This is a genomic window from Streptococcus halotolerans, from assembly GCF_001598035.1.
Taxonomy (GTDB): domain Bacteria; phylum Bacillota; class Bacilli; order Lactobacillales; family Streptococcaceae; genus Streptococcus; species Streptococcus halotolerans.
In genome coordinates, this window is sequence record NZ_CP014835.1 from 290,354 (window position 1) to 316,240 (window position 25,887).

General features: G+C 39.5%; 14 protein-coding genes and 1 pseudogene. 13 read left to right on the plus strand and 2 right to left on the minus strand.

Annotated elements, in window-relative coordinates; translation table 11 throughout:
• Positions 1-4: 4 nt before the first annotated feature.
• Entirely contained in the window at positions 5-1,747 is a 1,743-nt protein-coding gene (locus A2G56_RS01330; protein WP_062707938.1) for an ABC transporter ATP-binding protein, read from the plus strand.
• Positions 1,747-3,519, plus strand: a complete 1,773-nt coding sequence (locus A2G56_RS01335) for an ABC transporter ATP-binding protein (RefSeq protein ID WP_062707941.1) — start codon at positions 1,747-1,749, stop codon at positions 3,517-3,519. Before A2G56_RS01330 ends, A2G56_RS01335 begins: the two co-directional genes overlap by 1 nt.
• 215 nt (positions 3,520-3,734) lie before the next feature.
• Here A2G56_RS01335 and A2G56_RS01340 read toward each other — a convergent pair whose 3' ends face one another.
• Positions 3,735-4,994 (minus strand): ISL3 family transposase, encoded by a 1,260-nt coding sequence (locus A2G56_RS01340; RefSeq protein ID WP_062707495.1) that lies wholly within the window; start codon positions 4,992-4,994, stop codon positions 3,735-3,737.
• Positions 4,995-5,636: 642 nt separating this feature from the next.
• Here A2G56_RS01340 and licT point away from each other — a divergent pair.
• From licT to A2G56_RS01370, 7 genes and pseudogenes are all read left to right on the plus strand, one after another.
• Positions 5,637-6,473 carry a BglG family transcription antiterminator LicT gene (gene licT / locus A2G56_RS01345; RefSeq protein ID WP_062707946.1) on the plus strand — a complete coding sequence of 279 codons (837 nt, stop codon included), beginning with the start codon at positions 5,637-5,639 and terminating at the stop codon, positions 6,471-6,473.
• A 925-nt stretch (positions 6,474-7,398) separates the two neighbouring features.
• Positions 7,399-9,957 (plus strand): magnesium-translocating P-type ATPase, encoded by a 2,559-nt coding sequence (mgtA, locus tag A2G56_RS01350; RefSeq protein WP_062707948.1) that lies wholly within the window; start codon positions 7,399-7,401, stop codon positions 9,955-9,957.
• Positions 9,958-10,298: 341 nt separating this feature from the next.
• Positions 10,299-11,456, plus strand: a complete 1,158-nt coding sequence (locus A2G56_RS01355; RefSeq protein WP_062707951.1) for a hypothetical protein — start codon at positions 10,299-10,301, stop codon at positions 11,454-11,456.
• Positions 11,457-12,349: 893 nt separating this feature from the next.
• Positions 12,350-14,230, plus strand: a complete 1,881-nt coding sequence (locus A2G56_RS01360) for a beta-glucoside-specific PTS transporter subunit IIABC (protein WP_062707954.1) — start codon at positions 12,350-12,352, stop codon at positions 14,228-14,230.
• A gap of 104 nt (positions 14,231-14,334) precedes the next feature.
• Positions 14,335-16,011 carry a carboxylesterase family protein gene (locus tag A2G56_RS01365; protein WP_062707959.1) on the plus strand — a complete coding sequence of 559 codons (1,677 nt, stop codon included), beginning with the start codon at positions 14,335-14,337 and terminating at the stop codon, positions 16,009-16,011.
• 132 nt (positions 16,012-16,143) lie between these two features.
• A pseudogene (locus A2G56_RS10885) lies at positions 16,144-16,257 on the plus strand (IS630 family transposase); the annotation flags it as partial.
• 55 nt (positions 16,258-16,312) lie between these two features.
• Positions 16,313-18,727: a glycoside hydrolase family 2 TIM barrel-domain containing protein gene (locus A2G56_RS01370; protein WP_062707963.1), complete on the plus strand. Its 2,415-nt coding sequence runs from the start codon at positions 16,313-16,315 to the stop codon at positions 18,725-18,727.
• 497 nt (positions 18,728-19,224) lie between these two features.
• On the opposite strand, the gene A2G56_RS01375 is transcribed toward A2G56_RS01370, so the two are convergent.
• On the minus strand, positions 19,225-20,154 hold the full coding sequence (locus A2G56_RS01375; protein WP_062707966.1) for an AraC family transcriptional regulator: 930 nt from the start codon (positions 20,152-20,154) through the stop codon (positions 19,225-19,227).
• A 145-nt stretch (positions 20,155-20,299) separates the two neighbouring features.
• Between A2G56_RS01375 and A2G56_RS01380 the strand changes: the two genes are divergently transcribed.
• The 4 genes from A2G56_RS01380 (at position 20,300) to A2G56_RS01395 (ending at position 25,869) form a co-directional block, all read left to right on the plus strand.
• Positions 20,300-21,736 carry a glycoside hydrolase family 1 protein gene (locus tag A2G56_RS01380; RefSeq protein WP_062707968.1) on the plus strand — a complete coding sequence of 479 codons (1,437 nt, stop codon included), beginning with the start codon at positions 20,300-20,302 and terminating at the stop codon, positions 21,734-21,736.
• Positions 21,737-21,925: 189 nt separating this feature from the next.
• Entirely contained in the window at positions 21,926-22,939 is a 1,014-nt protein-coding gene (locus tag A2G56_RS01385; RefSeq protein WP_062707971.1) for a Gfo/Idh/MocA family oxidoreductase, read from the plus strand.
• 10 nt (positions 22,940-22,949) lie between these two features.
• Positions 22,950-23,762: a Cof-type HAD-IIB family hydrolase gene (locus A2G56_RS01390; RefSeq protein WP_062707974.1), complete on the plus strand. Its 813-nt coding sequence runs from the start codon at positions 22,950-22,952 to the stop codon at positions 23,760-23,762.
• 622 nt (positions 23,763-24,384) lie between these two features.
• Complete coding sequence (locus A2G56_RS01395) at positions 24,385-25,869, plus strand: glycoside hydrolase family 1 protein (RefSeq protein ID WP_062707978.1); 1,485 nt, start codon at positions 24,385-24,387, stop codon at positions 25,867-25,869.
• The last annotated feature ends 18 nt before the right edge of the window (positions 25,870-25,887 follow it).

Below are 25,887 nucleotides of genomic sequence, written 5' to 3' on the forward strand. Positions count from 1 at the left end.
AGATATGGCATTAATTTGGTCTTATTTGAAAAAATACCCTAAGTGGTTATTTTTAGATATTTTAGGAGCCTTTCTCTTTGTTGTGGTCAATTTGGGCTTACCGACTATTTTGGCTAAAATGATTGACGAAGGCATTAATATGCGTGATGTTGACCAGCTTTACTTTTGGGGCTGGATGATGTTAATTGTGGTAATCTTAGGGATTGTTGGCCGGATTGTTTTGGCTTACGCTGCTGGGAAACTAACCACAACGATGATTCAAGACATGCGTAATGATATGTATGATAAACTTCAGGATTATTCTCATAGTGAGTACGATAGAATTGGGATTTCATCCTTGGTAACACGTATGACGAGTGATGCGTTTGTGCTGATGCAATTTGCAGAACAAAGCTTGCGTCTTGGTATGGTAACGCCAATGATGATGATTTTCTCAGTCGTTATGATTTTCCTGACTAGCCCATCTTTGGCATGGATTGTTGCAGTATCCATTCCGTTTTTGGCTTGGGTTGTTGCCTATGTGGCTATCAAAACGAAACCCTTATCTGAAAAACAACAAAAAACACTTGATAAAATTAACCAGTACGTCCGTGAAAATCTTACTGGGCTTAGAGTGATTAGAGCCTTTGCTCGAGAATCCTTTCAAGAGGAACGTTTTGATGGGAAAAATGAAGAATACTCAGAAACCTCTCAGTCTCTCTTTATTTTGACAGGTTTGACTGAGCCATTATTTGTGCAAATTATCATTGCGATGATTGTTGCTATTGTTTGGTTTGCGTTAGATCCTTTAAGACAAGGAACTTTACAAATTGGTGACTTAGTTGCCTTTATCGAATACAGTTTCCACGCGCTCTTTTCATTTCTACTGTTTGCCAATCTGTTTACCATGTATCCTCGTATGGCGGTATCCAGTAGACGGATTCAAGAAGTCATGGATATGTCGATCTCTATCTCTAAAAATGAAGATGGCATAACAGAGACGGAAACGAGAGGCTATTTAGAATTTGACAATGTCACTTTTGCTTATCCTGGTGAGACAGAATCACCAGTGCTTCATGATATTTCCTTTAAAACCAAACCAGGTGAGACAATTGCCTTTATCGGTTCGACTGGTTCAGGGAAATCTTCTCTGGTTAACTTGATTCCTCGTTTTTATGACGTGACGTTTGGTCGTATCTTAGTGGATGGCGTTGATGTTAGGGATTATAATCTTAAAGCACTTCGTCAGAAAGTTGGGTTTATTCCACAAAAAGCGCTCCTCTTTACAGGAACTATCGGAGAAAACTTAAAATATGGTAAGGCAGATGCGACTCATCCAGAATTAGATGAAGCGAGCGATGTGGCGCAAGCCCGAGAATTTATTGAGAGTCGTGAGAAGCGTTATGAAACCCATCTAGCTGAAGGTGGTTCCAACCTGTCAGGGGGACAGAAACAACGCTTGTCCATTGCTCGTGCCATTGTTAAAAAGCCTGATATTTACATTTTTGATGATTCCTTTTCAGCGCTGGACTACAAAACGGATGCTACTCTTCGCCGTCGTTTGAAAGAAGTGACTGAAGACGCAACTGTTTTGATTGTGGCACAACGTGTTGGTACAATCATGGATGCTGATCAGATTATCGTCCTTGATGAAGGTGAGATTGTTGGCCGCGGCACACACGATGAGTTGATGGTATCCAATGACATCTACCGAGAAATTGCCAATTCGCAGCTTAATAGTCAAAACTTAGAGGAAGGAGAAGCTTAATGACAAATCAATCCCATGTTTTTAAACGCCTTTGGTCTTATTTAAGAAAATACCAAGGAGCGGTCTATATTGCTATCTTCTTAAAAGTGATTAGCGCTGTTATGAATGTGCTCGAGCCGTTTGTCTTGGGGCTTATTATTACAGAACTTACTAGCAACCTTTTGGACATCGCCAAGGGAGTTGAGGGAGCGAGTATCAATGTTAGCTACATTGCCTTTGTTTTAGCGCTTTATGCTGTTCGTGCCCTCTTTTATGAAATTGGCGCCTACGGTTCTAATTACTTTATGACGAAAGCTGTTCAAAAGAGTATTAAAGATTTGCGGAATGATCTCAGCCAAAAAGTCAATACCATTCCCGTATCTTACTTTGATAAACATCAATTTGGAGATATGCTTGGCCGTTTTACCAATGATGTTGAAACTGTTTCAAATGCTTTACAACAAAGCTTTTTACAGATTATCAATGCTTTTTTAAGCATTATCTTGGTTGTTGGGATGGTTCTTTATCTCAATTGGAAATTAGCCATGATTGTGATTATTATGATTCCCCTGACCTATGTGTCAGCACAAGCGATTGTTAAAAAATCACAGCCCTATTTTAAAAAGCAAGCAGATGCTCTAGGTGCGATGAATGGTTTTGTCCAAGAAAAATTAACAGGCTTTAATGTGCTGAAACTTTATGGTCGAGAAGAAGCGTCAGCTGAGGAATTTCGTCAAATCACTCAAAATCTTCAAGAGGTTGGGTTTAAGGCTAGCTTCCTTTCAGGAATGATGATGCCTGTTCTTCATGCCATTTCAGACAGTATTTATTTGATTTTAGCTGTTTTTGGTGGGCTTCAAGTCATCTCTGGTAAATTAACGGTTGGTAATCTTCAAGCCTTTGTTCAATATACTTGGCAAATTTCGCAACCCATCCAAACGATTTCGCAGTTAGCAGGTTTACTTCAAAGTGCTAAATCATCGCTGGATCGTATTTTTGCAGTGCTGGATGAAGCAGATGAAGCTAACAAAGTGACTGAAGTGCTTGAAGCAGATTTAACTGGTCAAGTTAGTTTTAACCATGTTGATTTCCAATATGTTGAAGGAAAACCATTGATTCGTGATTTCAACTTGGAAGTCAAACCAGGTGAGATGATTGCCATCGTTGGTCCAACCGGAGCTGGTAAGACCACGATGATCAATCTGTTAATGCGCTTTTACGATGTGACGTCAGGCTCTATTACGGTGGATGGTCACGATATTCGTCACCTGTCTCGTCAAGATTTTCGTCAGCAGTTTGGCATGGTATTACAAGATGCTTGGCTCTATGAAGGTACCATTCAAGAAAACCTTCGCTTTGGAAATCTAAACGCTACAGAGGAAGAGATTGTTGAAGCAGCCAAAGCTGCCAATGTGGATCACTTTATTCGTACCTTGCCTGGTGGTTACAAAACGGATATGAACCAGGAGTCAAGTAATATTTCTCAAGGTCAGAAGCAGCTTTTGACCATCGCGCGTGCTCTTTTGGCAGATCCTAAAATTTTGATTTTAGATGAAGCCACGTCATCCGTTGATACCCGCTTAGAACTCTTAATTCAAAAAGCCATGCGGCGTTTGATGCAGGGACGGACTAGCTTTGTGATTGCTCATCGTCTCTCTACTATTCAAGAAGCTGATAAAATTCTTGTTCTTAAAGATGGTCAAATCATCGAACAAGGTAATCATGATAGTCTCCTAGCTGACAAAGGATTTTATCATGACCTTTACATGAGTCAGTTTGCCTCGCAAAACTAAGCTGTTTCATTCTGCTTGTTATACTAAAGTTTAGCTAGTGTGTTTTAAGCTGGTCGCTTGTCATGCTACAAGAATATAGCTAATAAAATAACCGTTGAGGAACTGACTCTCAATCATTACTTTTTTACTTATAGGACTTAGCATTGAGCCAAATATCAGGTATAATGCTAAGTCTTTTTAGGGCTCTTTGTCAACTGTAGTGGGTTGACTTATAGTTAACACCGAGAGAGGACCAGTTTGGTCTTCTCTTTTGTTGTATTCAAAGCAAGATAAATCCGTTTTTTGAAGTTTTCGAAGTTCCTAAAGCCAAAAGCATTTCGCTTAATGACTTTAATAAGGTTGTTGGTCGCCTCTAGTTTGGCATTGGAATAAGGTAGTTTCAGGGCGTTGATAATCTTTTCCTTGTCTTTTAGAAAGGTTGATAAGACGGTCTTGAAGATGGGATGGACTTGTTTGATGGTATCAGAAATGAGTTCAAAGAAGTGTTTCTCCTGCTTTTCTTGGAAATGAAAGAGAAGGCATTGGAAGAGTTCATAGTGGTGACGTAGCTCATCAGAGTAGCTCAAAAGACGTTGCACAATCTCTTGATTGGTCAAGTGCATGCGAAAAGTTGGACGATAAAACCGTTTATCGTTTAGGTTACGACTATCTTGTTGGATGAGTTTCCAGTAACGTTTCAAGGCCTTATATTCGTGAGATTGACGCTCAAATTGGTTCATGATTTGGATACGGAGACGGTTCATAGCGCGAGATAAATGTTGAATAATGTGGAACCTATCGAGAACAATCTTCGCCTTAGGAAACAGTGTCTTAGCGATGTCATAGTAGGGACTAAACATATCCATGGTGATGACTTTAACACGACTGCGCACCTTGTGAGAATACCGCAAAAAATGATTTCTGATGACAGCTTGCGTCCGACCATCAAGGATAGCGATAATCTTGTTAGCATCGAAATCTTGGGCAATAAAGCTCATCTTTCCCTTCTTAAAAGCATACTCATCCCAGGACATGTTCTCGGGTAACCAGGTTAAATCGGTCTTGCACTCAAAGCGGTTGAGCTGCCGATAGACGGTTGACACAGAGACAGACAGGTCTTCAGAGATTTTTGTCATTGCCTCACGACTCATGAGTTTGTCGGTGATTTTGTGGTTAATGATGTTGGGAATCTGGTGATTTTCTCTGACCAGAGAGGTCTTAGCAACAGCCATTTTCCCACACGCTTGACATTTGAAGCGACGCTTTTTGAGACGAATCAGTACTTTACAACCCGCCATTTCCAGATAGGGAATTTTGCAAGGCTTTTGGAAATCGTACTTTGTCATTTTTCCTTGACAAACAGAGCATTGAGGGGGATCATAATCTAACTTGGCATGATACTCTCTGTGAGTGAAGAACTTGTCAAATGTCTTTTCAAAAGTGATGTTAGGGTCTTTAATGTCGAGCGAATCTTTGATATAATCTAGTTGTTCCATATGAGTCTTTCTAATGAGTGGTTTAGTCGCTTTTCATTATAAGTCATATGGGACTTTTTTGCTATATTCAAAAAGACTCCATAATCTCCGAGAAGAATTTACCCACTACAGAAATTATAGAGCCCTTTTTAGCTACCCTTTTTGTGTTGGGGAAATGGCTGGTGCGAATCGACTTTTTATACTCATCCAAAATCAAAAACTAACTTTCTGTAACCATTGTCTGTTGACGGTGGTTTTTAATACTCTTCAAAATCAAAGGCAGACCTTATTGACATGATTTGATGAACTTTAGTTCTATCTGTATCGGCGTTGCCTAGTTTGTTTTTGATTTTCATTGAGTATTCACAGCAGTGTTTAGCCTTGGCCTTAACTATACTTGCTTGAGAGATGTTAAAAGGGTACTTTAAGTAACAACGGTTGTCCATAAACCCTGTAAGGCATATAGTTAGTTTTAGGCTCACTAAAGAAAAAGGAAAGTATCATCAGGCCTAATCCATTTAGGGCATTCATTACCTTAATGTGACGTCTATTTGTCTTGTAAGCTTAGCAGATACTGTTTGGTGTCAGAAATCTATTTTTGTATTTTGTCAGACTTTTTAGGATTTGTTATAATGACACTAAGGATTAGAAATGGAGCGAAGCATGATCATCGAGAAAGTGTATAACAATAATGTGATTCAAGTGAAAGACGATAAGGACCAAGAATTGATTGTTATGGGAAGAGGTCTTGGTTTTCAGAAAAAGATGGGTGATGAAATTGATCAATCCAAGATTGAAAAGGTGTTTGCGCTTCAAAAAGGGAAATTGTCTTCTGATTTGGAGGATTTGTATGAGCAATTGCCACATGACGAGTTAACTAGTTTCCTGCAGGCCATTGATTGTTCGGAAAAAGCATTGGGTGTTACTTTTAATAGTAACCTACACCTATCGTTGACAGATCATTTGCATTTTATGTTAGCGCGGGTAAAGCAGGGAATTACGATTTCTAACCCTCTAGCCTGGGAAGTTCGTAAATTTTATCCTAAGGAATATAAAGTAGCGCAAGAATTACTAGGTCGTCTAGGTGATGATTTTGGTTTATCTATTGACGATGATGAAGCTTCTTCCATTGCTTTGCATTTTATTAATGCTCAAAGTGAAAATGGCGACATTAACCAGTCGCGACAGACGACTCGATTGGTGATTGATATTTTAGAGATTGTTCGATTACATTTTGGAAAAATGGTAGCGGAAGATAGTATCTCTTATAATCGTTTTGTAACCCATTTGCAGTATTTTGCGCAGCGTGTGGTGAATGGGTTGGTTCAAGGTTCCAATGATCCCTTCTTGTATGAGCAAATTAAGCAGAATTATCCGGTGAGTTTTAGTTGTACTCAAAAAATTGCCCACTACGTGAAGGACAATTATGAGTTCGAGATGAGTATTGATGAAAAGGTGTATCTGACGATTCACATTCAACGCATGCAAGATGCTCGGTAACTTGAGAATGGCTGAAAGTGTCAACACTGTCCATAAGATGAGTCAAAGAACAGAGGTTAAAAAATCATTCTGATTTAGATTTGAGGGTAAGACTCTAGTCATCATCATTCTTTCGAACCTTGGTTACTTTTTTCCTGAAAAGAGTTAACTAGGTAAAGGTATTCCTTTTAAAAGACTGCTGTTTGATGTGATCGCTGATGTTACAGAAAAAGGTCAGGGAAAGTACATGAGAATGGGCATTAATACCCTACAAAAACAGCTTTTAGGTCATCCATTATGTGTCAGTTGACTTTTCAAGTGATTTGATTTTCGACAGAATTTGTGGAGAGTGACTATTTTTGCCATAGGTTTGTCTTATGAAGTTGAGGTCATAAAAAAGGAGTCGTTGTCTAGTTGCCTGAAAATTAAGGTATTTAGACTTTGTGCTGACTGAATGTTGAATGAGAATTGATTTTAAGAGGGTGGATTGGAATAGTTCTTTCTTAAATAGTAATAGCATAAACAGTTGAGTGACGATTTGGCTTTTTCTTTTAGAAAGAATCAGATCGTTTTTTTTTACACCTTTCTAAGAAATGGCAGCTTCTAATGTTTGACCGTATGTTTAGTTGTCAAACAAAGTATGAGTCGTTTTTAGCGGTGGATTTTCAGCTCCCGAGATTCACTCGTTCATAAGTTAGCATCGTGACAGAGTCAGATAAAACGAAGAGTTATCGGTAAAGCCCTTTCATACTTGGTTGACAGCCCTTTCTTTTAATGTTAGAGTGACTATTGTAGAAACAATTTAATCAAATATACCATGATACGATTTAGTTTTGCTCTTTTGACCACCATATAATTGTTGTGAAAGCGTATAGCCAAGGAAAAGAGGGTTAGTTGAACTAGTATCTGATAATTTGCAATTATTTTAGATTAGAAAGGAAAGGCTATGACAACTAAAAAAGAACAAGCTATTCGGCAATTAGCTCAATTACCAACGCATCAATTATTAGAAGAGTTAAAGACTCAGCCAGAAGGATTAGATCATGAACAAGCCGAGCAACGCTTAGAACAATTCGGTCCTAATAAAATCAACGCTGAAAAACCAAGGACAGTCTGGCAGATTCTTAGGAGATGTTTTACTGATCCTTTCGTACTTGTTTTATCCCTCTTGATGATTGTCTCATTCGTGACAAGAGATATCGAGTCAGCAGTGGTTATGTTACTAATGATTATTGTCAGTGTCAGTATTTCATTTGTTCAGGAATATAAAGCCCAGCAATCGAGTCAGGCCTTGAAACAGATGATTGAGAATACGGCCACGGTGACACGGTCTGGTCAAAAGGTAGAAATTCCCATGGAAGACATCGTTCCTGGCGACATCATTACACTGACCACTGGCGACATGATCCCTGCCGATGCTATCTTAATTCAGAGTCGAGACTTATTTATCAACCAATCTTCCTTAACCGGTGAGTCTGTTCCTGTTGAAAAAAGACATGAGCGCGACTCTGATGATAGCAGTGCTATCTTTGACCAATCCAATTTGATTTTTATGGGGAGCGATGTGATTAGTGGTTCAGGCTTAGCAGTTATTAGCCACACTGGAGAAGCTACCTTATTTGGAGATATTGCTAAAAAAGCGACCAATCAGCGTCGGAAAAATACTTTTTCAAAAGGGTTAAGAGACGTCAGTAAGTTGCTGATTAGAATTATTGCCATTTTGTTTCCACTAGTCTTTCTTTTAAATGGCTTTTTCAAACACGATTGGAGTAATGCTTTTTTCTTCGCCATTGCTGTAGCTGTCGGTTTAACACCTGAAATGCTTCCTATGATTGTGACCAGTAACTTAGCCAAAGGAGCAAATCGTCTTGCTAAAGAAAAAGTTATTGTCAAAGAAAGCGAAGCCATTCAAAATTTAGGGGCTATGGACATTCTTTGTACAGATAAAACAGGGACCATCACTGAAGACCGTGTTGTCCTTGTTGAACACTTAGGCGCAGATGGTCAAAGTAATGAGCAAGTCATCGAGTATGCCTTTTTAAATTCCTATTATCAAACAGGTTGGCGAAATTTGATGGATGTTGCCGTTATTGACTACTTTGAAAAGCACTTTGCCACACCCCATGCTTATCAACACAAGATTATTGATGAAATCCCCTTTGATTTCTCTAGACGTCGGATGAGTTTAATTGTTGATCACAACACCCATCATTTGATGATTACCAAAGGCTCTATTGAAGAGGTCATCGAAGTGGCTACGCATGTCCATATCAATGGCACCAGACAAGCATTGACCAAAGCCAGACAAGAACACTTTTTAGAACTCAGTGAAACCCTTAATGCCAAAGGGATGCGTGTTTTAGCTGTTGCCGCTAGAGATTTGGCTGAGCATGATCTCGAATACAGTGTTTCTGATGAAAAAGAGATGACCATTCTAGGGTTAATAGGCTTTTTAGACCCAGCGAAACCCTCGGCGGCAGAGGCGATTCAAAACCTACATGAATACGGAGTCAATGTTAAAGTATTGACAGGAGATAATCCGATTGTCGCTGCTAAAGTTTGTGAAGATGTTGGTATTCGTTCAGATAAATACCTTTTAGGAACGGACATTGACCAGCTCTCTGATCATGATTTAAAAGAGATAATTGACAAGATACAGCTGTTTGCAAAATGCACACCCAATCAAAAATCTCGACTCATTAGATTGTTGCAGGAAAAAGGGCATACTGTTGGCTTTATGGGGGATGGTATCAACGATGCACCTGCTCTCAGAACAGCTGATGTCGGCATTTCAGTGGATACTGCTGCAGACATTACCAAAGATGCTAGTTCGATTATTTTACTTGAAAAGAGCCTAATGGTTCTGGTAACAGGTGTGTTAGAAGGTCGAATCGTCTTTGAAAATATGATGAAATACATCAAATTAACCCTCAGCTCAAATTTTGGTAATGTCTTTTCAATCTTGATTGCCAGTATCTTTCTTCCTTTTCTTCCCATGCTGTCCATGCAAATTTTACTCCAAAATCTCATTTATGATTTATCGCAATTAACACTTCCTTGGGACAATGTCGATAACAGTGCGATTGAAAAACCGACCAATTGGAATTTGACGGAACTATGGAACTTTACCTGGAAAATCGGTCCTGTCAGCAGTATCTTTGATATTCTAACTTTTCTCGTCCTATGGTATGTGATTGGGGCTAACAGTTTAGCAACACAAGGTATTTTCCAAGCTGGTTGGTTCGCTGTTGGATTAGCGACTCAAATAGGTGTCGTTCACATTGTTAGAACAAACAAAATCCCATTTCTTCAAAGTCGTGCTAGTACTTTAGTGCTGGTTACCTCACTACTTGGGATTCTTTTAGGCTTTGTGATTTTACTAAGCCCCCTACACACCTATGTTGATTTTGGGGAAATCCCTGGAGCATTTTGGTTCTGGTTTATTTTCTTGGTCTTTGGTTATTTAATAACGATTCAACTGTTGAAAAAACGCCTACAATCGTAATGATTTCCCTCTGTTGGGGATGATGAGATAGGATGCCAACTATTATTAAGATTGACGAAGTGTTATTCATCGGTTTTAAAGTCGATGAATAACACTTTTTGTGTTCTTTTCCTACTCGGGTGGCTGACTAGAAAATACTAACCTTTAGACAGCGTGAAACATGTTGGTTTTGTTTTTTTAAAAGCCCCATCAATGATAGCTGTTGATTTAAGGACATCCTAGAAAAGCAGTTTTGTAATCCTCAAAGGCCCCATTGGATTTGTTGGAGAATGTTCAAAAGAGCCCTTTACTTTTCCCAACATTTTAGTCATAATGGTAAAAAACGACAAAGAAGGGTTATTATGAAAGATATTTTATTACCTAAAGAGCTGGCTCAAGTCTTGTCTTCCGAAGAAGAGAAAAGGATTCAAGTAGCGATTACAGGTGATGGAAATCTCTTGTTGAAGTCATACCCCAAAAAGTCAGAACTGCCTATCAAAACTTGGGTTCTTATTCTAATCAATTCATTGATTAGCCTGATATGCTACCTGGTGTTAAGAATGACAGGGACAAGCCATCTCCCTCTGACAGGGAGACCTTCGATTTTTGCGGCTCTCTTAGTTGTGGGTGGAATTGTCAGTTTAGCAGTGTTTTTAGTTGGCTTTATTAAAAGTCGGGCTTATTTTTTAGATGGGCTTCCTAAACGCGTTTTTTGGCGAGTATTGCCTGTGATTGTCTTATCATTTGCTGTTGTCTTGGTACTGCTGATTCTAGGGATAGCTTGGGTTTTTGGTCAACTATTCAAAGGGATTTTATTTGATCGCCTGACGGCTTCATTTTTATTGGGGATTTTAAGTTTTATCTTATCTTTCCTGATGACAATCTTGTCAGAGCGTTTGAGAGGAAACTGGCTGACTAGTCTTTTTTCAATCATTATCATTAGTGGTGTTGTTCTGGCTATGGTCAGTAACCAAAATAACCAGTGGTGGCAGGTTAATCTCAGCTTTCTTGGGACTAGTCAAGCTAATAACAGTTGGACCTTCAACCTTGCTTTGATGCTATCAGCCATGGTTTTGCTGGCTTTGATTGATTATCTCTTTGTTGCCTTACGTGTGAGATATGGAACCTCTAAGCGGTTGATGTTACTACAAGGTCTGCTCGTTTTATTGGCGCTTGATTTGGGAGCCGTTGGCTATTTTCCAAATGATAATAGGTGGCACACGATTCATACAACTGTTGCTGGTTATCTGGTCTATATTATTATTGCCTTAATTGTGAGCGTTCGTTGGTTGTTACCAGATGTTAATCGCGATTTTTTGGCGGCTTCCTATACGATAGGGGCACTCCTGGTGGTTCAAACAATCGCTTTTTATGGGCTAGGTTATCTGTCCTTAACGGCTTTTGAAATCCTGTCATTTTTACTGGCTTTTTCTTGGATTATCATGCTGTTAAACCGTTTAGAACAACTCTTGATGATAGAGGATTCAGAGATGATATACCTACTTAAAGTGACTGATTAAGGTGTCCTGTGACCTGATTAAGGAGACAGGTCTCTATTAAGATTGTTTTTTAAAGACTATATAAAGAAAGCTATTTCTCCAAACCCCAGAATGGTATCGCTATTTGGCAATACTATTCTGAGGTATTTTTTATCTGAGCCTATGGTTTTTCAATAGAATTGTACCTAAAAGGTAGTGAGCAATAACATCTTATGGCGTTGCTCTTGATAACGTTTATGTACTGGTTACACGTCATTACGCTATACCGGAATGTTAACAGCAGTAGTGTCCAAACGAGCTTTATTTCCAATTGAGTTTTGCTTAGAGAAGCTCCGCCACTCGGCTTTTGACGTTAAGATTCTTGATCCCATTACTCAGAAAATAGCATGCTAGGCTAATAAGGCATGAGGCCAGTACATGAGCGAGGCAATTATCTAGCTTACAAGAAGTCCTCTCTTAGTGGTTGAAAAGTTAAATGATAGAAGCGACTTGGCTAATTCAAAGCAATTGGTTCAGCAGTTGTGGTGAGAGTCATTCAAAATAAAAAACACAACAAAAGATAAAGACTAGTATTCCATTAGTCACTCAAAGAGGAGATAGAAATGCAGTTGGATAACCTAGTTTGATAGTCTGAAACGAGGTTCTGATCGAAAGGCTTGACTAGATAGAGCGTTTAAACCATTTAGTCACAAAATCTTCAAAAAAACTAAAAAAGCGCTTGCATTATTCAGAAAAGTCTGCTATGATAATAAATATCAGATGGATTGTTACTGGTCAAGCAGGCAAAACCTAAATAAATACAAGATAAACAAGGACAGCAGTCTATACGTCTGTTGGTGGTTTATTTGGTATTTGTTTAGGTTTTTTCTTTGCCTAAATGCAATCCAATAAACAACTATTTAGGAGGAGCCAAAATGGCTAAAAAAGATTACACTGAGTTGGCAAAAGATATTGTTGCTCATGTTGGTGGCAAGGATAATGTTGTCAACCTTCGTCATTGTGTGACGCGTTTGCGTTTTGTTTTGAAAGACGAAAGCAAGGCAGATACGGATTACCTCAAAGCGCGTGATGGTGTCGTAACTGTTGTTAAAGCTGGGGGACAGTACCAAGTTGTTATTGGGAACCATGTTCCAGATGTTTACGCAGCTGTTCTCGAACAAGGTGTTTCTGGTATTGGTTCACTTGATATCGATGAGGGTGATGATTTTAATGGCAACCTTTTTGATCGCTTTATCGATGTCATCTCTTCTATTTTCCAACCATTCCTTGGTGCTTTGACTGCAGCCGGTATCTTAAAAGGGGTTACAGCACTTTGCTTGGCTCTAGGAATGAATGATAAAAGTAGTGTTTATATCGTTTTGAACACGCTTGGCGATGGTTTATTTCAATATCTACCAATGATTTTGGCTGTCACTGCAGCTCAAAAATTTAAAATGAATATATTTACAGCTATTGCTATTGCTGGGGCGCTTCTTTATCCTAACTTAGAAGCTACTTTGGCAGAAGCTACTGGCTTTAACATTGCCTTGCCAGCTGGTGGGTACTTCCAAACGGTTCTTCCAATTATTTTAGCTATCTTTGTGGCTTCAAAAATTGAAAAATTCATGGCAAAAATGTCACCAGATTCATTGAAAATGTTCTTGGTACCGTTGGTTACTATTGCCATCACAGTTCCTCTAACATTCTTAGCAGTGGGACCTGTTGCTAACACAGCATCTGCATGGGTTGGAGCAGCCTTCCAAGCTATCTACGGTTTTAGCCCAATTCTTTACGGTTTAGTACTAGGTGGTCTATGGCAAGTATTAGTTATGTTTGGACTTCATTGGGGTCTGGTTCCGATTGCTATCTTGGACTTTGCAATGAACAAGCAAAGTACATTCCTTGTTGCCGCAGGTCTTCCAAACTTTACACAAACAGGTGTTCTTTTGGCAATCTGGCTTAAAACAAAAGAAGATAAAGTTAAGAAAGGTGCAATGCCTGCCTTGATTTCATCACTTGTTGGGGTTACAGAACCAGCTATTTATGGTTACACTCTCCCAATGAAAATTCCATTCTATATCTCATGTGTGGTTTCTGCTATTGTCGGTGCCTTTGTATCATTCTTTGGTACAACTGGTTATGCCATGGGTGGTCTTGGAATCTTCCAGTATCCTTCATACATTAACCCAACAACAAAAGATTTCACATTCATGTGGGTAATGCTTGCTGGTACAGCAATTGCTATCATTCTATCATTTATCATTCAATACTTTGCACCAGTTCCAACGCTTTATGGAAATCCAACTGAAGAAAAAGTCAAAGAAGCAGAAGCAGTTGCAGCGGAAGAAGTTGTTGATATCAAACAAGAAATTATTGCTAGTCCACTTATCGGTAACATCGTAGCTCTTGAAAATGTTCCTGATGAAGTCTTTGCTTCAGGAGCAATGGGGAAAGGGATCGCTGTTGATCCAGCGGACGGTGTTGTTGTTGCACCCGCGAATGCAGAAGTATCGCTTGTCTTTCCAACAAATCACGCTATCGGTCTTAAAACTGAAAATGGCGCTGAAATCTTAATTCATATCGGCATGGATACTGTGTCATTGGCTGGTAAAGGTTTCAAGAACTTTGTTGCCGTTGGTGATAAAGTGACACCAGGACAAAAACTTCTTGAATTTGATGTTAATGCCATCAAAGCAGCGGGTCTTCCAGTTATCACCCCAATTATTATCACAAATACTGATCATTATGCAGATGTGTTAACAACCCAAGAAGGTCGTGTCAACATAGGTGACTACCTTCTAACAACAGTTCAATAAAGATATATCAATAAATACTATCTGTTTTATCAGGTGGTATTTATTGATATAAAAAAATGTAAGCGCTAAGTTTTTTTATATTCCCATCAAGAAAGGAAGTTTATATGAGAAAAATATTCAGCCTGATATTTAGTATATTTGTATCTATTGTTTTGGTAGCATGTGGCCAGGAAACTGATAATACTGCCTTTAAGAATGACGTGGTTAAGGAAATTTCAACGGGTCCTCTTAAAGGGCATATTGATGAAGAGAACCAAGTTCTAGAATGGTTGGGGGTACCTTATGCGGAAGCCCCGGTTGGAGAACTAAGATGGAAGGCTCCACAACCTCCTAAAAAATGGAAAGAGGAGTTTGATGCTACGACTAAAGGTGATTCATTTATTCAATTATCGAATAGTGAAATTATTGGGACAGAAGAATCACTTAATTTAGATATTGTAAGACCAAACACAACTGATAGTAAACTACCTGTAATGGTTTTTATTCATGGAGGAAATAATCAGACTGGACATGCGCAAGAAATCAAAGGGAATGACTTTGTAAACGATGTGAATGCTGTTTATGTTTCTGTGAATTATCGTTTGGGAGCGCTAGGGTTTAATCCTTTAGAAGCATTAAAAAATGGCACTGATGAAGAGAATTCTGGGAATTTTACCTTACTTGATATTGCTGCTGCACTAGATTGGGTAGAACAAAATATTGAAACCTTTGGTGGAGATAAGGATAATGTGACCCTGGTCGGTTTCTCAGCTGGCGGACGAGATGTTATGGCAACATTAATCTCCCCCCTGTTTAAAGATAAATATGATAAAGCTATTTCATTCAGTGGTGGTATGACTTTGGCTGATGAATCAAATAGTCAACAAATTTTTGCCAAATCTATGGCTCCATTAGTAGTAGAAGATGGAAAGAAAGCGTCACTGGAAGAAGCTGAGAAGTGGTTGTTGTCATCCGACAAAGAAGTAAGAGACTACCTATATGATCTGTCTGCGGATCGTTTAGCTCCGCTAATGGGAAATGCTGGTATTCGTATGTCAGTATTCCCCCATCTATACAAGGATGGAGTCGTTATTCCTAAGGAAGGGTTTGAAACTAAAAAATATAATGATGTTCCGTTATTGCTGCTGACTGGTACGAGTGAATTTTCACTGTTTGCAGCGTTTGATCCCTATTTTGTATCGCCTGCAACGGATGGTAGTCTATTTGAAGATCAAGAGAAGTTGAAAGAGTTTGTTTTTGCAGAGACGTATGGTAGTGCCCTTTACCGCATGTCAAATACAGTGGATAGTGCAAGGGTTATGAGTGGTCTTTATAACTCGCCTATCTATATAACAAATATTTCTTATGGTGATGATAAGAGGGTTGCACCAAAAACCGCCCCACTCTTGGGAGCCTTTCATGGCGTATTTGAGCCTCTTCTGCAAGATTCCTCAAATTATGCCACTTTTATTGGTGATGATTTTAAATCTGCTGGTCCTAAGGAGTTGAGCGCAAACTTCAAAAGTTATTTGAAAGAGTTTATTGCCAATGGTAATCCGAATAGTGACCAGTTGCCTCAATGGAAAGAATGGACTGCTGAAAGAAACGAAATTCTTCAAATGGATGCAAGTAAAGAAGAAGCTAACATTCAAATGAGGGTAGACAAACAGACTTCTAAGGATATTATTGCAGAAATGAAGGCTGATACGACTCTATCAGCGGATAAAAAACAGGTTTTAGTGGATAATGTGATGAAAGGTAGATGGTTTAGTCAGCCCTTGGAAGAAGTAGTGTTTGAATAGATAATTAAAACTTATCCAAAATCAAAAACTAACTTTCTGTAAACATTGTTTGTTGACGATGGTTTTTAAAATGGATTAGTCTAAATCTTGAATCACCTCTTGCAGCTTGTTCCCGACGTCATTAAGTGTTTTAAACGTGGCTTTAAGAATAAGAGATTTAGAACATTAAATGAGGTCATTGATAACCTTCAAGAAGTGATTCAAACTTTGTCATCTTGTCAACTAAAGTCGATTGTGCAGCGGTAATGCCACGGTTGAATTTTTATTGCCGTTTAGTTTATTATTTTTGAAAGGATTTTTTATGAGACAAGAACTTTATAATAACGATTGGCTTTTTTGGAAAGACGGTGATTCGTTTGCTCTAGTGTGGAATGTGCCGGAATATGCTCAAAAAGTCACACTTCCCCATGATGCTATGATTTTTGAGAAAGCTTATGCTGAAAGTAAAAATGGAAGTAATACTGGTTCTCGTGATGGTGGCAATTATGTCTATGTTAAAACCTTTAAAGCGATTGCAAGTGATTTGACCAAACGTCACGTTCTCAAATTTGAAGGCTCCTACATGAACACATTTGTTTATGTTAATGGGCAATTGGCAGGAAAAAACCATAATGGCTATACTAGTTTTTATGTTCCTATTCACGATTTCTTGCACGAGGGTGATAATGAAATCCGTGTTCAGGTGCGTAATGCTGCGATGAGTAATAGCCGTTGGTACTCTGGAAGTGGACTTTATCGAGATGTTTATCATTTGACTAGTGATGATCTCTATATTGCTGAAACTGGAAGTTGTGTTAAAACATTAGCCTTAGAGGAAGATTTAGCGACTTTAGAAGTGAGTGTGCCTGTCAGAAATGGGTCAAGTCGAGCAAAAGATGCTCAATTGGATCTGGTGATTAAGGATGAAAACGGGGAAACTGTTCAAAAGGACAGTCGACCTTATTTAATAAAAGCTGGTGAGGAATTACCAATTATCACTCGTTTAATCGTCACTGATGCTAAAGCTTGGTCAACTCAAACGCCAACTCTTTATCACTTAGAAGTTTCCCTTCGAGATGGCGAAGAAGAACGTGATAGAGATAGCCGGTCATTTGGTATTCGAACAATCAGTGTTGATAGTAAACGAGGACTTCGTATAAACGGGCAGGTGACTAATCTGCGTGGTGCTTGTATTCACCATGATAGTGGTCTTTTGGGAGCGGCAACTTATGACATAGCAGAGCGCCGTCGTGTACGCTTGCTAAAAGAAGCTGGCTTTAATGCCATTCGTATGTCACATCATCCAGCTGCACCTGCACTTTTAAAAGCTTGTGATGAGTTGGGAATGTATGTCATGGATGAGACATTTGACATGTGGACTCGTTTTAAAGGAGATTTTGACTATAGTTTAATCTTTGAAGAACAATGGCGTAATGATGTGACATCCATGGTAACAGTTGATTATAATCATCCTAGCGTCATTCTATACTCTATTGGTAATGAGATTCCCGAAATCGCTACCCCTCATGGAGCTCATTTAGCTAAAGAAATTCATGATCATATTAAGTCTCTCGATGAGACACGCCCAACTTTAGCTGGGATAAATGGTGTCTTTGCTTCGAGTGATGGCATACCTCAAATCCTGCGGGATGTAGCTGCTGAAAAAGAAGCCAGGGGCGAAGAAGTGGTTGGTAATGTTAATGACTTTATGACCATGATGGGTACCAGTATGGATCAAATTGTCATCCATCCTATCGTCTCTGAAAATCTGGAACGGGCGACAGCCGCAACAGATATCGCTGGTTACAACTACATGACTGCTCGCTATGAGGGCGACAGCCAGACCTACCCTAACCGTGTCATGGTCGGTTCTGAAACCTATCCGCCTGAGATTGCGCGTAATTGGGCCTTGGTGGAAAGATTACCGAGCGTCATTGGTGATTTTACTTGGACAGGTTGGGACTATATCGGTGAAGCTGGTGTTGGTGTTCCTGCCTACAATCGGGGTGAAGGTGGGTTTGGTGCCCAATTCCCTTGTCAATTGGCCTACTGTGGTGACATTGATATCACAGGTGTTCGTCGTCCGCTATCTTACTATCGTGAAATTGTTTTTGGATTGCGAAAAGCCCCTTACATCGCCGTTCAGAAGCCTGAGCACTATGGCAAGCATCTGATTAAAACACCTTGGGTGTTGTCTGACGCTATTCATTCTTGGAATTGGTCAGGTTTCGAAGGAAAACCTATTATTGTGGAAGTATATGCTGCAGGTGATGAAGTTGCTCTTTATCTCAACGATACGCTTCTTGAGAAGAAAGTTGTTGGTCAAGAATTAGGTTGTTTGACTTGCTTTGAAATACACTACCAACCAGGTGTTCTTAAGGCTATTAATTATAGTGATGGAACTGTAGTTGGAGAGACTGTACTAGCAACAATTGATGAAGATAGACCTAATCTTGTAGCAACAGTTGAAGACAATGATCAATTAACCTATGTGAGTTTGAGTATCACAGACCAGTCGGGTCAAATCATTCCGACTGCGGAAGTTGCTCTGCAGATCCAAGTCGAAGGTGGTGAATTACTTGGTTTTGGTACAGGCAATCCAAAACCAAATGATAATTATCCTGATTCAGAAACCACAACTTATCACGGTCGTGCATTAGCTATTATCCAAAAAAGAGATGATACAGCAACAGTCACCGTATCAGATAAAGAAATGATAACAACCGTAACGATTTAATAGAACAAGCAAGGACAGGGGAGCCCTGCACTTGCTTGTTTGAGTGCACGTTCATCAAAAAATAGAAAGTATGATGTCTTCAGCAAGTTTCAGATAAATTATTTTGAGATTAACTAGCACCACGAGTATATATAAGTTGTTTTTTGATTTTGGATGAGGTGAATCTTTACGTTTTATCATGTAGTACCCAGCATTGGTGCTGAGTGAAAAAAATACTGTTGTTCCAATTTCATTAAAATATGATTGAGCGAATCAGTTATGGTAAATATCTAGATGGTGGAATTGTTTAGCTATTTATAGTCTTTTGAATTAAGGTTGATACATCACCGCTTTCGACTTGCCGTACTCAAGTACTGTCTGTGTTTCAGTTCCTAGTTAATTCATTTGATCATAAATGGCATCAATGAGTATTTCAATCCTTCCCTCGGGAGGGATTTTTTTAGGACGACGGGCATGTCGTATTAAAAAAAACAGGTTACTTGTTTAAGTGGCCTGCTTTAATAGAGAACATCATCGGTGGGGTTAATCAGCATTTTAGCTTCTTTCTTCTTCTTGAATTGTGTTCGATATTGACTTGGTGTTAGTTGGTAATACTTTTTAAATTGGCGATTGAAGTTGGAGAGGTTGTTAAAACCAACTTGCGTGGCGATGTCTATGATTGGTTTACGGGTGTTCACTAGAGCATCGCAGGCTTTGTTTAGCCTTACTTGAATGATGAATTCGATACAAGATGAGCCTGTTTGCTGCTTGAAGACTGACATAAAATGAGTTTTACTGTATCCCATTTTTTCAGCCAGAGATGCGATGGATAGTTCTTCGTGATAATGATTATTGATGTAATCAATCAATTCTCTGAGTTTTTCATCTTTGCGGTAGCTGTCGTCTGTCAATTTTCGAACCACGTAGCGGTGGAAGAAGAGCAAGTAGATCAGCTCGTTCAATCTGGCTTTGAGCAAGACTTCAAAGTGTCTCCCTTCTTCTGTGGCTAATTGAAACAAATCAAAAAGGATCCGTTTAATTTCATTGTAGCCCTCCATGTGGGGTTGAATCCGCTGGACGAACTTGTAGGTGGAGTTTTGCAAAGGTTGGAGATAGCGTATGCTCACCTGATCGACAATGGAGTAGCCAATCATGTCCAAGTGGAAGAGGAAAGTATCAGTGACGTGTTCTTGATGATCGATAGGATGGATAGAGTGCATGCCGTTTGGACGAATGAGGATAATATCACCAGCAGTACTGTTGAAAAAATCGTAATCAATATGATAACGAGCGCTACCTTCATAGACATAGTTGATCTCTAACTCAGGATGCCAATGAAAAAGGGTATCTGGTCGCCCATTCCTAACTTCTGTGTGATAAAAGTGATAAGGCAATAAGTGGTTATCGTAATCGATATCAAGACGAAAATCTTCTTTTTGTTTGTTCACGCGTACTCTCCTTTTATTCCTTTCTATTTTAGCATAAGTGATAAGATTATCAAAGGATAGTATCAGTATTTCAAAGGATAGTGTTAGCTGTTAAACAGATGTCTTTATATAATAACATTATCATTAAAATGAACGAGGTAAACAAATGACTAACATATTTCCAAAAGAGTTTCTCTGGGGCGGTGCAACCGCAGCCAATCAATTTGAAGGGGCTTATAACCTTGATGGCAAAGGATTGTCCGTTCAAGATGTGACCCCAAAAGGGGGTATGCCTGCTAAAGCTGGAGACCATAATCCTATCATTACAGATCAACCGACAGAAGATAACCTCAAATTGGAGGGGATTGATTTCTACCATCGTTATAAAGAAGATATTGCCCTTTTTGCCGAAATGGGTTTTAAAGTATTTCGATTGTCGATTGCTTGGTCACGGATTTTCCCAAATGGTGACGAAACAGAACCCAACGAAGCAGGTCTTCAATTTTACGATGATGTCTTTGATGAGTTAGCCAAATACGGTATTGAGCCCTTGGTAACTCTATCTCACTATGAAACGCCCCTCCATCTAGCTCGCAAGTACAACGGATGGGCTAGTCGTGAATTGATTGGATTTTATGAAAATTATGTCCGTACTGTCTTCACACGTTATAAGGATAAAGTTAAGTATTGGTTGACGTTTAATGAGGTCAATTCGGTTCTTCATGCCCCCTTCATGTCTGGCGGGATTGCCACACCAGTTGAGGAGTTATCCAAACAGGACTTATACCAAGCGGTGCACCACGAGTTGGTTGCCTCTGCTTCAGCGACAAAAATCGCTCATGAGATTAACCCTGATTTCAAAGTAGGTTGTATGGTGCTTGCGATGCCAGCCTATGGGATGACCTCAAATCCTTTAGATCAATTAGCTGTACGTGAATTTACAAACCAAAACTATCTCTTCTCGGACATTCATGCGCGTGGGAAATACCCTAATTACATCAAGCGTTATTTCAAAGAAAATGACATTGAGATTACCTTTGCTGAGGGAGATGAGGAATTGTTAACTCATACCGTTGACTTTATTTCTTTCTCATACTACATGTCTGCTGTTGCAGCGCACAATCCTGAAGAGTATCAAACAGGTCGTGGTAATATTTTGGGAGGCATCTCTAATCCTTATCTAGAAGCGTCTGAGTGGGGCTGGCAAATTGACCCAGTAGGTCTTCGTTTAGTGCTAAATGATTTCTATGATCGCTATCAATTGCCACTCTTTATCGTAGAAAATGGTCTGGGTGCTAAGGATGTGTTAGTAGACGGTCCTGATGGACCTACTGTTGAAGATGATTATCGGATTGACTATCTTCAAAAGCATCTAATCCAAGTGGCCGAAGCTCTCCAAGATGGCGTGGAACTATTGGGTTACACCACATGGGGACCAATTGATTTGGTGTCAGCGTCAACGGCACAGCTCTCCAAACGTTACGGCTTTATCTATGTTGATCGCAATGATGATGGAACAGGAAGCTTGGCTCGCTATAAGAAAAAATCATTTAACTGGTACAAAGAAGTGATTGCAACGAACGGTCAATCCTTATTCCGGTAATTCTTCCAAAAAACTCTCTAGCTTCTCTCCAGACTAGAGAGTTTTTAGCTAATCAGAATTATGTTACAATGAAGTAAGCGTTTTATGAAATAGCTATATTTTTTGATGATAAATGCTATGTTTATTGTCAAGTCATCGTCATTTAACGATCGACAAAGTGACCTTTGCGTCTTAATTAGGAAGGATCTTATGATTACAACAGGATTTATAGGAAATGGCAAATCAACTAACCGCTATCACATGCCTTTTATCTTAAAAACAGGCAAATTTAAGGTTAAAACCATTTATAACCGCTCCCTCAAAGAAGATTGGGCAAAGGTTGAAGGAGCAGTCTACACTACTGATTTGGACCAGCTGTTACATGACCCCGAAATTGAACTCGTTGTGGTAACAACGCCTTTGTCTAATCATTATGAGTCTGCCAAAAAAGCACTCTTGGCTGGTAAACATGTTCTTTTGGAGAAACCATTTACAAGAACTCTTTCAGAAGCTAAAGAATTATTTGAGCTTGCGCGTGAGAAGGGGCTTATGCTTCAGGGGTATCATAATCGTCGCTTTGATGCCGATTTTTTAACCACTCAAAAGGTTATCCAATCACAGAAATTGGGGAAACTTCAGGAACTTGAGATGCATTATGATTATTTTCGTCCAGAAGTGCCCGAGAGTGTGACCGAATTTTCAATTGATACCAGCTTTTTGTATAACCATGGCTGTCATACTTTGGATCAAGTGATTTCCTATTTTGGAAAACCTGATCATGTTCATTTTGATTTGCGCCAGCTTTTAGGGGAAGGGCGTATGAATGATTATTTTGACATCGATCTGACCTATGGGGAACTTAAGGTTTCGGTCAAGTCCTCTTATTTCCGATTGAAAGAACGCCCTAGTTTTGTGGTTTATGGCGATAAAGGGGTCTTTATCAAAGCAAGCAAAGATCGCCAAGAAGAAGATTTGAAGAAATTCTATCTCCCTGAGCATGCTGATTTTGGTTTGGATCGCCCTCAAGATTATGGAATCCTTTCTTATATGGAAGGCGGACAATTCCACGAAGAAAAAGTGGTGTCAGAGGTCGGTGATTACAGCCTTTTCTATGATGCTCTCTACGATACTTTGAAACATGGGGCTGAACCACTAGTCAAAGAAGAGCAGACCTTACTGTTGATGTCCTTGTTAGAAGAAGGCATCGCAACGCTACAAAAATAAAGGAGTTTCAATGATTAAATTAATCGCAACAGACATGGATGGTAGTTTTCTGAGAGATGACAAAAACTATGATGTACCGAGATTTGAGAGACTTTTAAAGCGTCTAAAGGCTCATGATATTAAGTTTGTGGTGGCTAGCGGAAACCAATACCGTCAATTGACAATGAAGTTTCCTAATGATTATAAAGACCTGACCTTCATTGCGGAAAATGGTAGTCATATTGTATCAAAGGAAAAGATTATAGCCCAACACTTTCAATCTGGTGAAGAGATTGAAGCCTTAATACGATACATTGACAAAATATTTCCAGAAGCTGCTATTTGCCTGACAGGGGAAAAAGCTGGTTATTTATTAGAGACGACTAGTGATCAGATTAAGGAGTTTTTGAAGCTTCATTTACCGGTGATGGTAGAGGTGGAACATTTGCTACCACTTCCTGAAGATCATTTTTATAAAACGGTAGTAGTCGTTCCAGATGGTAATAGTGAACCAGTCATAAGAGCTGTTTCTAAGGATTTGGCTGATTTATCATTGGTGCCTGTCGCTAGCGGTTATGGCAGTATTGATTTGATCACAAAAGGCATGCACAAAGCTTGGGGACTAGAGCAGCTGATGACGATGTGGGGGATTAGCGCTGATGAAGTGATGGCCTTTGGCGATAATTCTAATGATATGGAAATGTTAAGATTAGTTGGAGAGTCATACGCTATGGCAAATGCTAGTGATGCTGTTAAGGCATCAGCCAAGTATCAGGCCAAGTCTAACGAAGAAGACGGTGTGCTAGATGTTATCGAAGCTTATCTGGACACTTTAGACGCTTAATTGAGCTGTTATACCACTAAGATGAGAATTCTAGACGACTACTTAAAGCCGTCTAGGATTCTTTTTTAGACTGATTATGAGAATGGTACCTGTTGACTAGTAGCCACGCAGAAGGTTCCTAGTCGTCTACATACCCGGCCTCAATCTTAGTTGTGATAGAGTCTTCCAATCAACCAAGTTTTTTGAACTTGGACAATCAAAATCAGACATTGAAGACGTGCTTGAAGGTCAGTCTTATCTGCCTAGGTATCACCTCGATTGGGTTACTTTTGATTGAGAAACAGGGACTAACAGTACGATTAGACTAGCCCAAACGCATGATGAAAAGGCGATTTTCGGAAAAACGATTTTTGAGTTTAACTGCCACTTTTAGGTGAAAAAGTCTTGTAATACCCCTGAAAATGAGGAATGATTCATGCTATTGCGCCAATTTTATGGAAATATTTTAATCAATGCGACCATCTAATCTAGAAAACAGTTACAGTCCTTTTTGTGATGCGTATGACGTGCGCTCAGACTTTCTTAAATATCATAAGATAGTATCATTTTTTCATGCAATGCTATCAGAAATTATCTACTGATTGCGCTACAATATAGCTAAGATATCAAAAAAGAAAGAAGGATGACAATGGTATTTCCAAAAAATTTCCTATGGGGTGGTGCAATTGCCGCCAATCAAGCTGAAGGGGCATATAACGAAGATGGTCGCGGACTTGTTGCGACGGATGTGACAACAGGTGGTACAGTAAATTCACCCCGTTACATGACTTACATAGACAAAGATGGTCAACCTGGTAAAGTTAGTGCAATGGGACACAACGGTCAGATTCCAGCAGGTGCTAAGCATGCTGTTTTGGATACGGAGTACTATCCTAACCATGTCGCGGTAGATTTTTACCATCGTTACAAAGAAGATATTAAACTCTTTGCAGAGATGGGTTACTCAATTTTTCGCCTATCCATTTCTTGGGCTCGCATTTTTCCTAACGGTGATGATGCCCAACCTAATCAGGCCGGACTTGATTTTTATCGATCTGTTTTTGAAGAGTGTCGTAAATACAATATTGAACCTTTGGTGTCCATCTGGCATTTTGACACACCCTTAGCTCTTGAAGAAAACTACGGTGGCTGGACCAACCGCAAACTGATTGATTTTTACGTCAAATACTGCAACGTGATTTTCAATGAATACAAAGACCTTGTTAAATACTGGTTGACCTTTAATGAAATCAATAACACCACCATGTTTCTTGATATGTTTGGAGGTCAGGCTTCTGATGAGGAATACCAAACTGGTTATCAAATCTTACACCACCAATTTGTTGCCTCAGCCAAGGCTGTCCAACTTGGTCATAAGATCAATCCTGACTTTATGATTGGAAACATGATTTGTGGTATTACCTTCTACCCAGCGACTTCCGATCCTAAGGATATTTTGGCAAATCAACACAAGTGGGAGTCTGGTATTTACTATTGTGGGGATGTACAAGCGAAAGGGAAATACGGTACCTACGCGAAGCGTCTATGGCAAGAGCATCAGGTAGAGCTAGATATTACTGAAGAGGATTTGGAAGATCTTCGAAATGGAACTGTGGACATGTATACTTTCTCTTACTACATGTCAAACAACGTTACCACCCACACAGGTGTTGAACAAGTAGCAGGTAACTTTTCTACCGGAGCTAAAAACCCTTATCTGACCTACTCTGATTGGGGTTGGGCACACGATCCAGACGGTCTTCAATACTACCTTGAAAAAATCTATGATCGTTATGAAATGCCACTTATGGTGGTGGAGAATGGTCTTGGAGCATTTGATACCCTAGAAGAAGACGGCTCGATCCATGATGATTACCGTATTGATTATCACCGCGCCCATGTGAAAGCTATGAGCAAGGCCATTGACAATGGTGTTGACCTGATCGCCTACACCACCTGGGGTTGTATTGATATAGTCTCAGCAGGGACAGGGGAGATGCGCAAGCGTTACGGATTCATCTATGTGGATATGGATGATGCCGGAAACGGAACACTTGATCGAACTCCAAAAGATAGTTTCTACTGGTATCAAAAAGTCATCGCCTCAAATGGTGAGCACTTAGATTAAATCCTAAAATCACGGTTG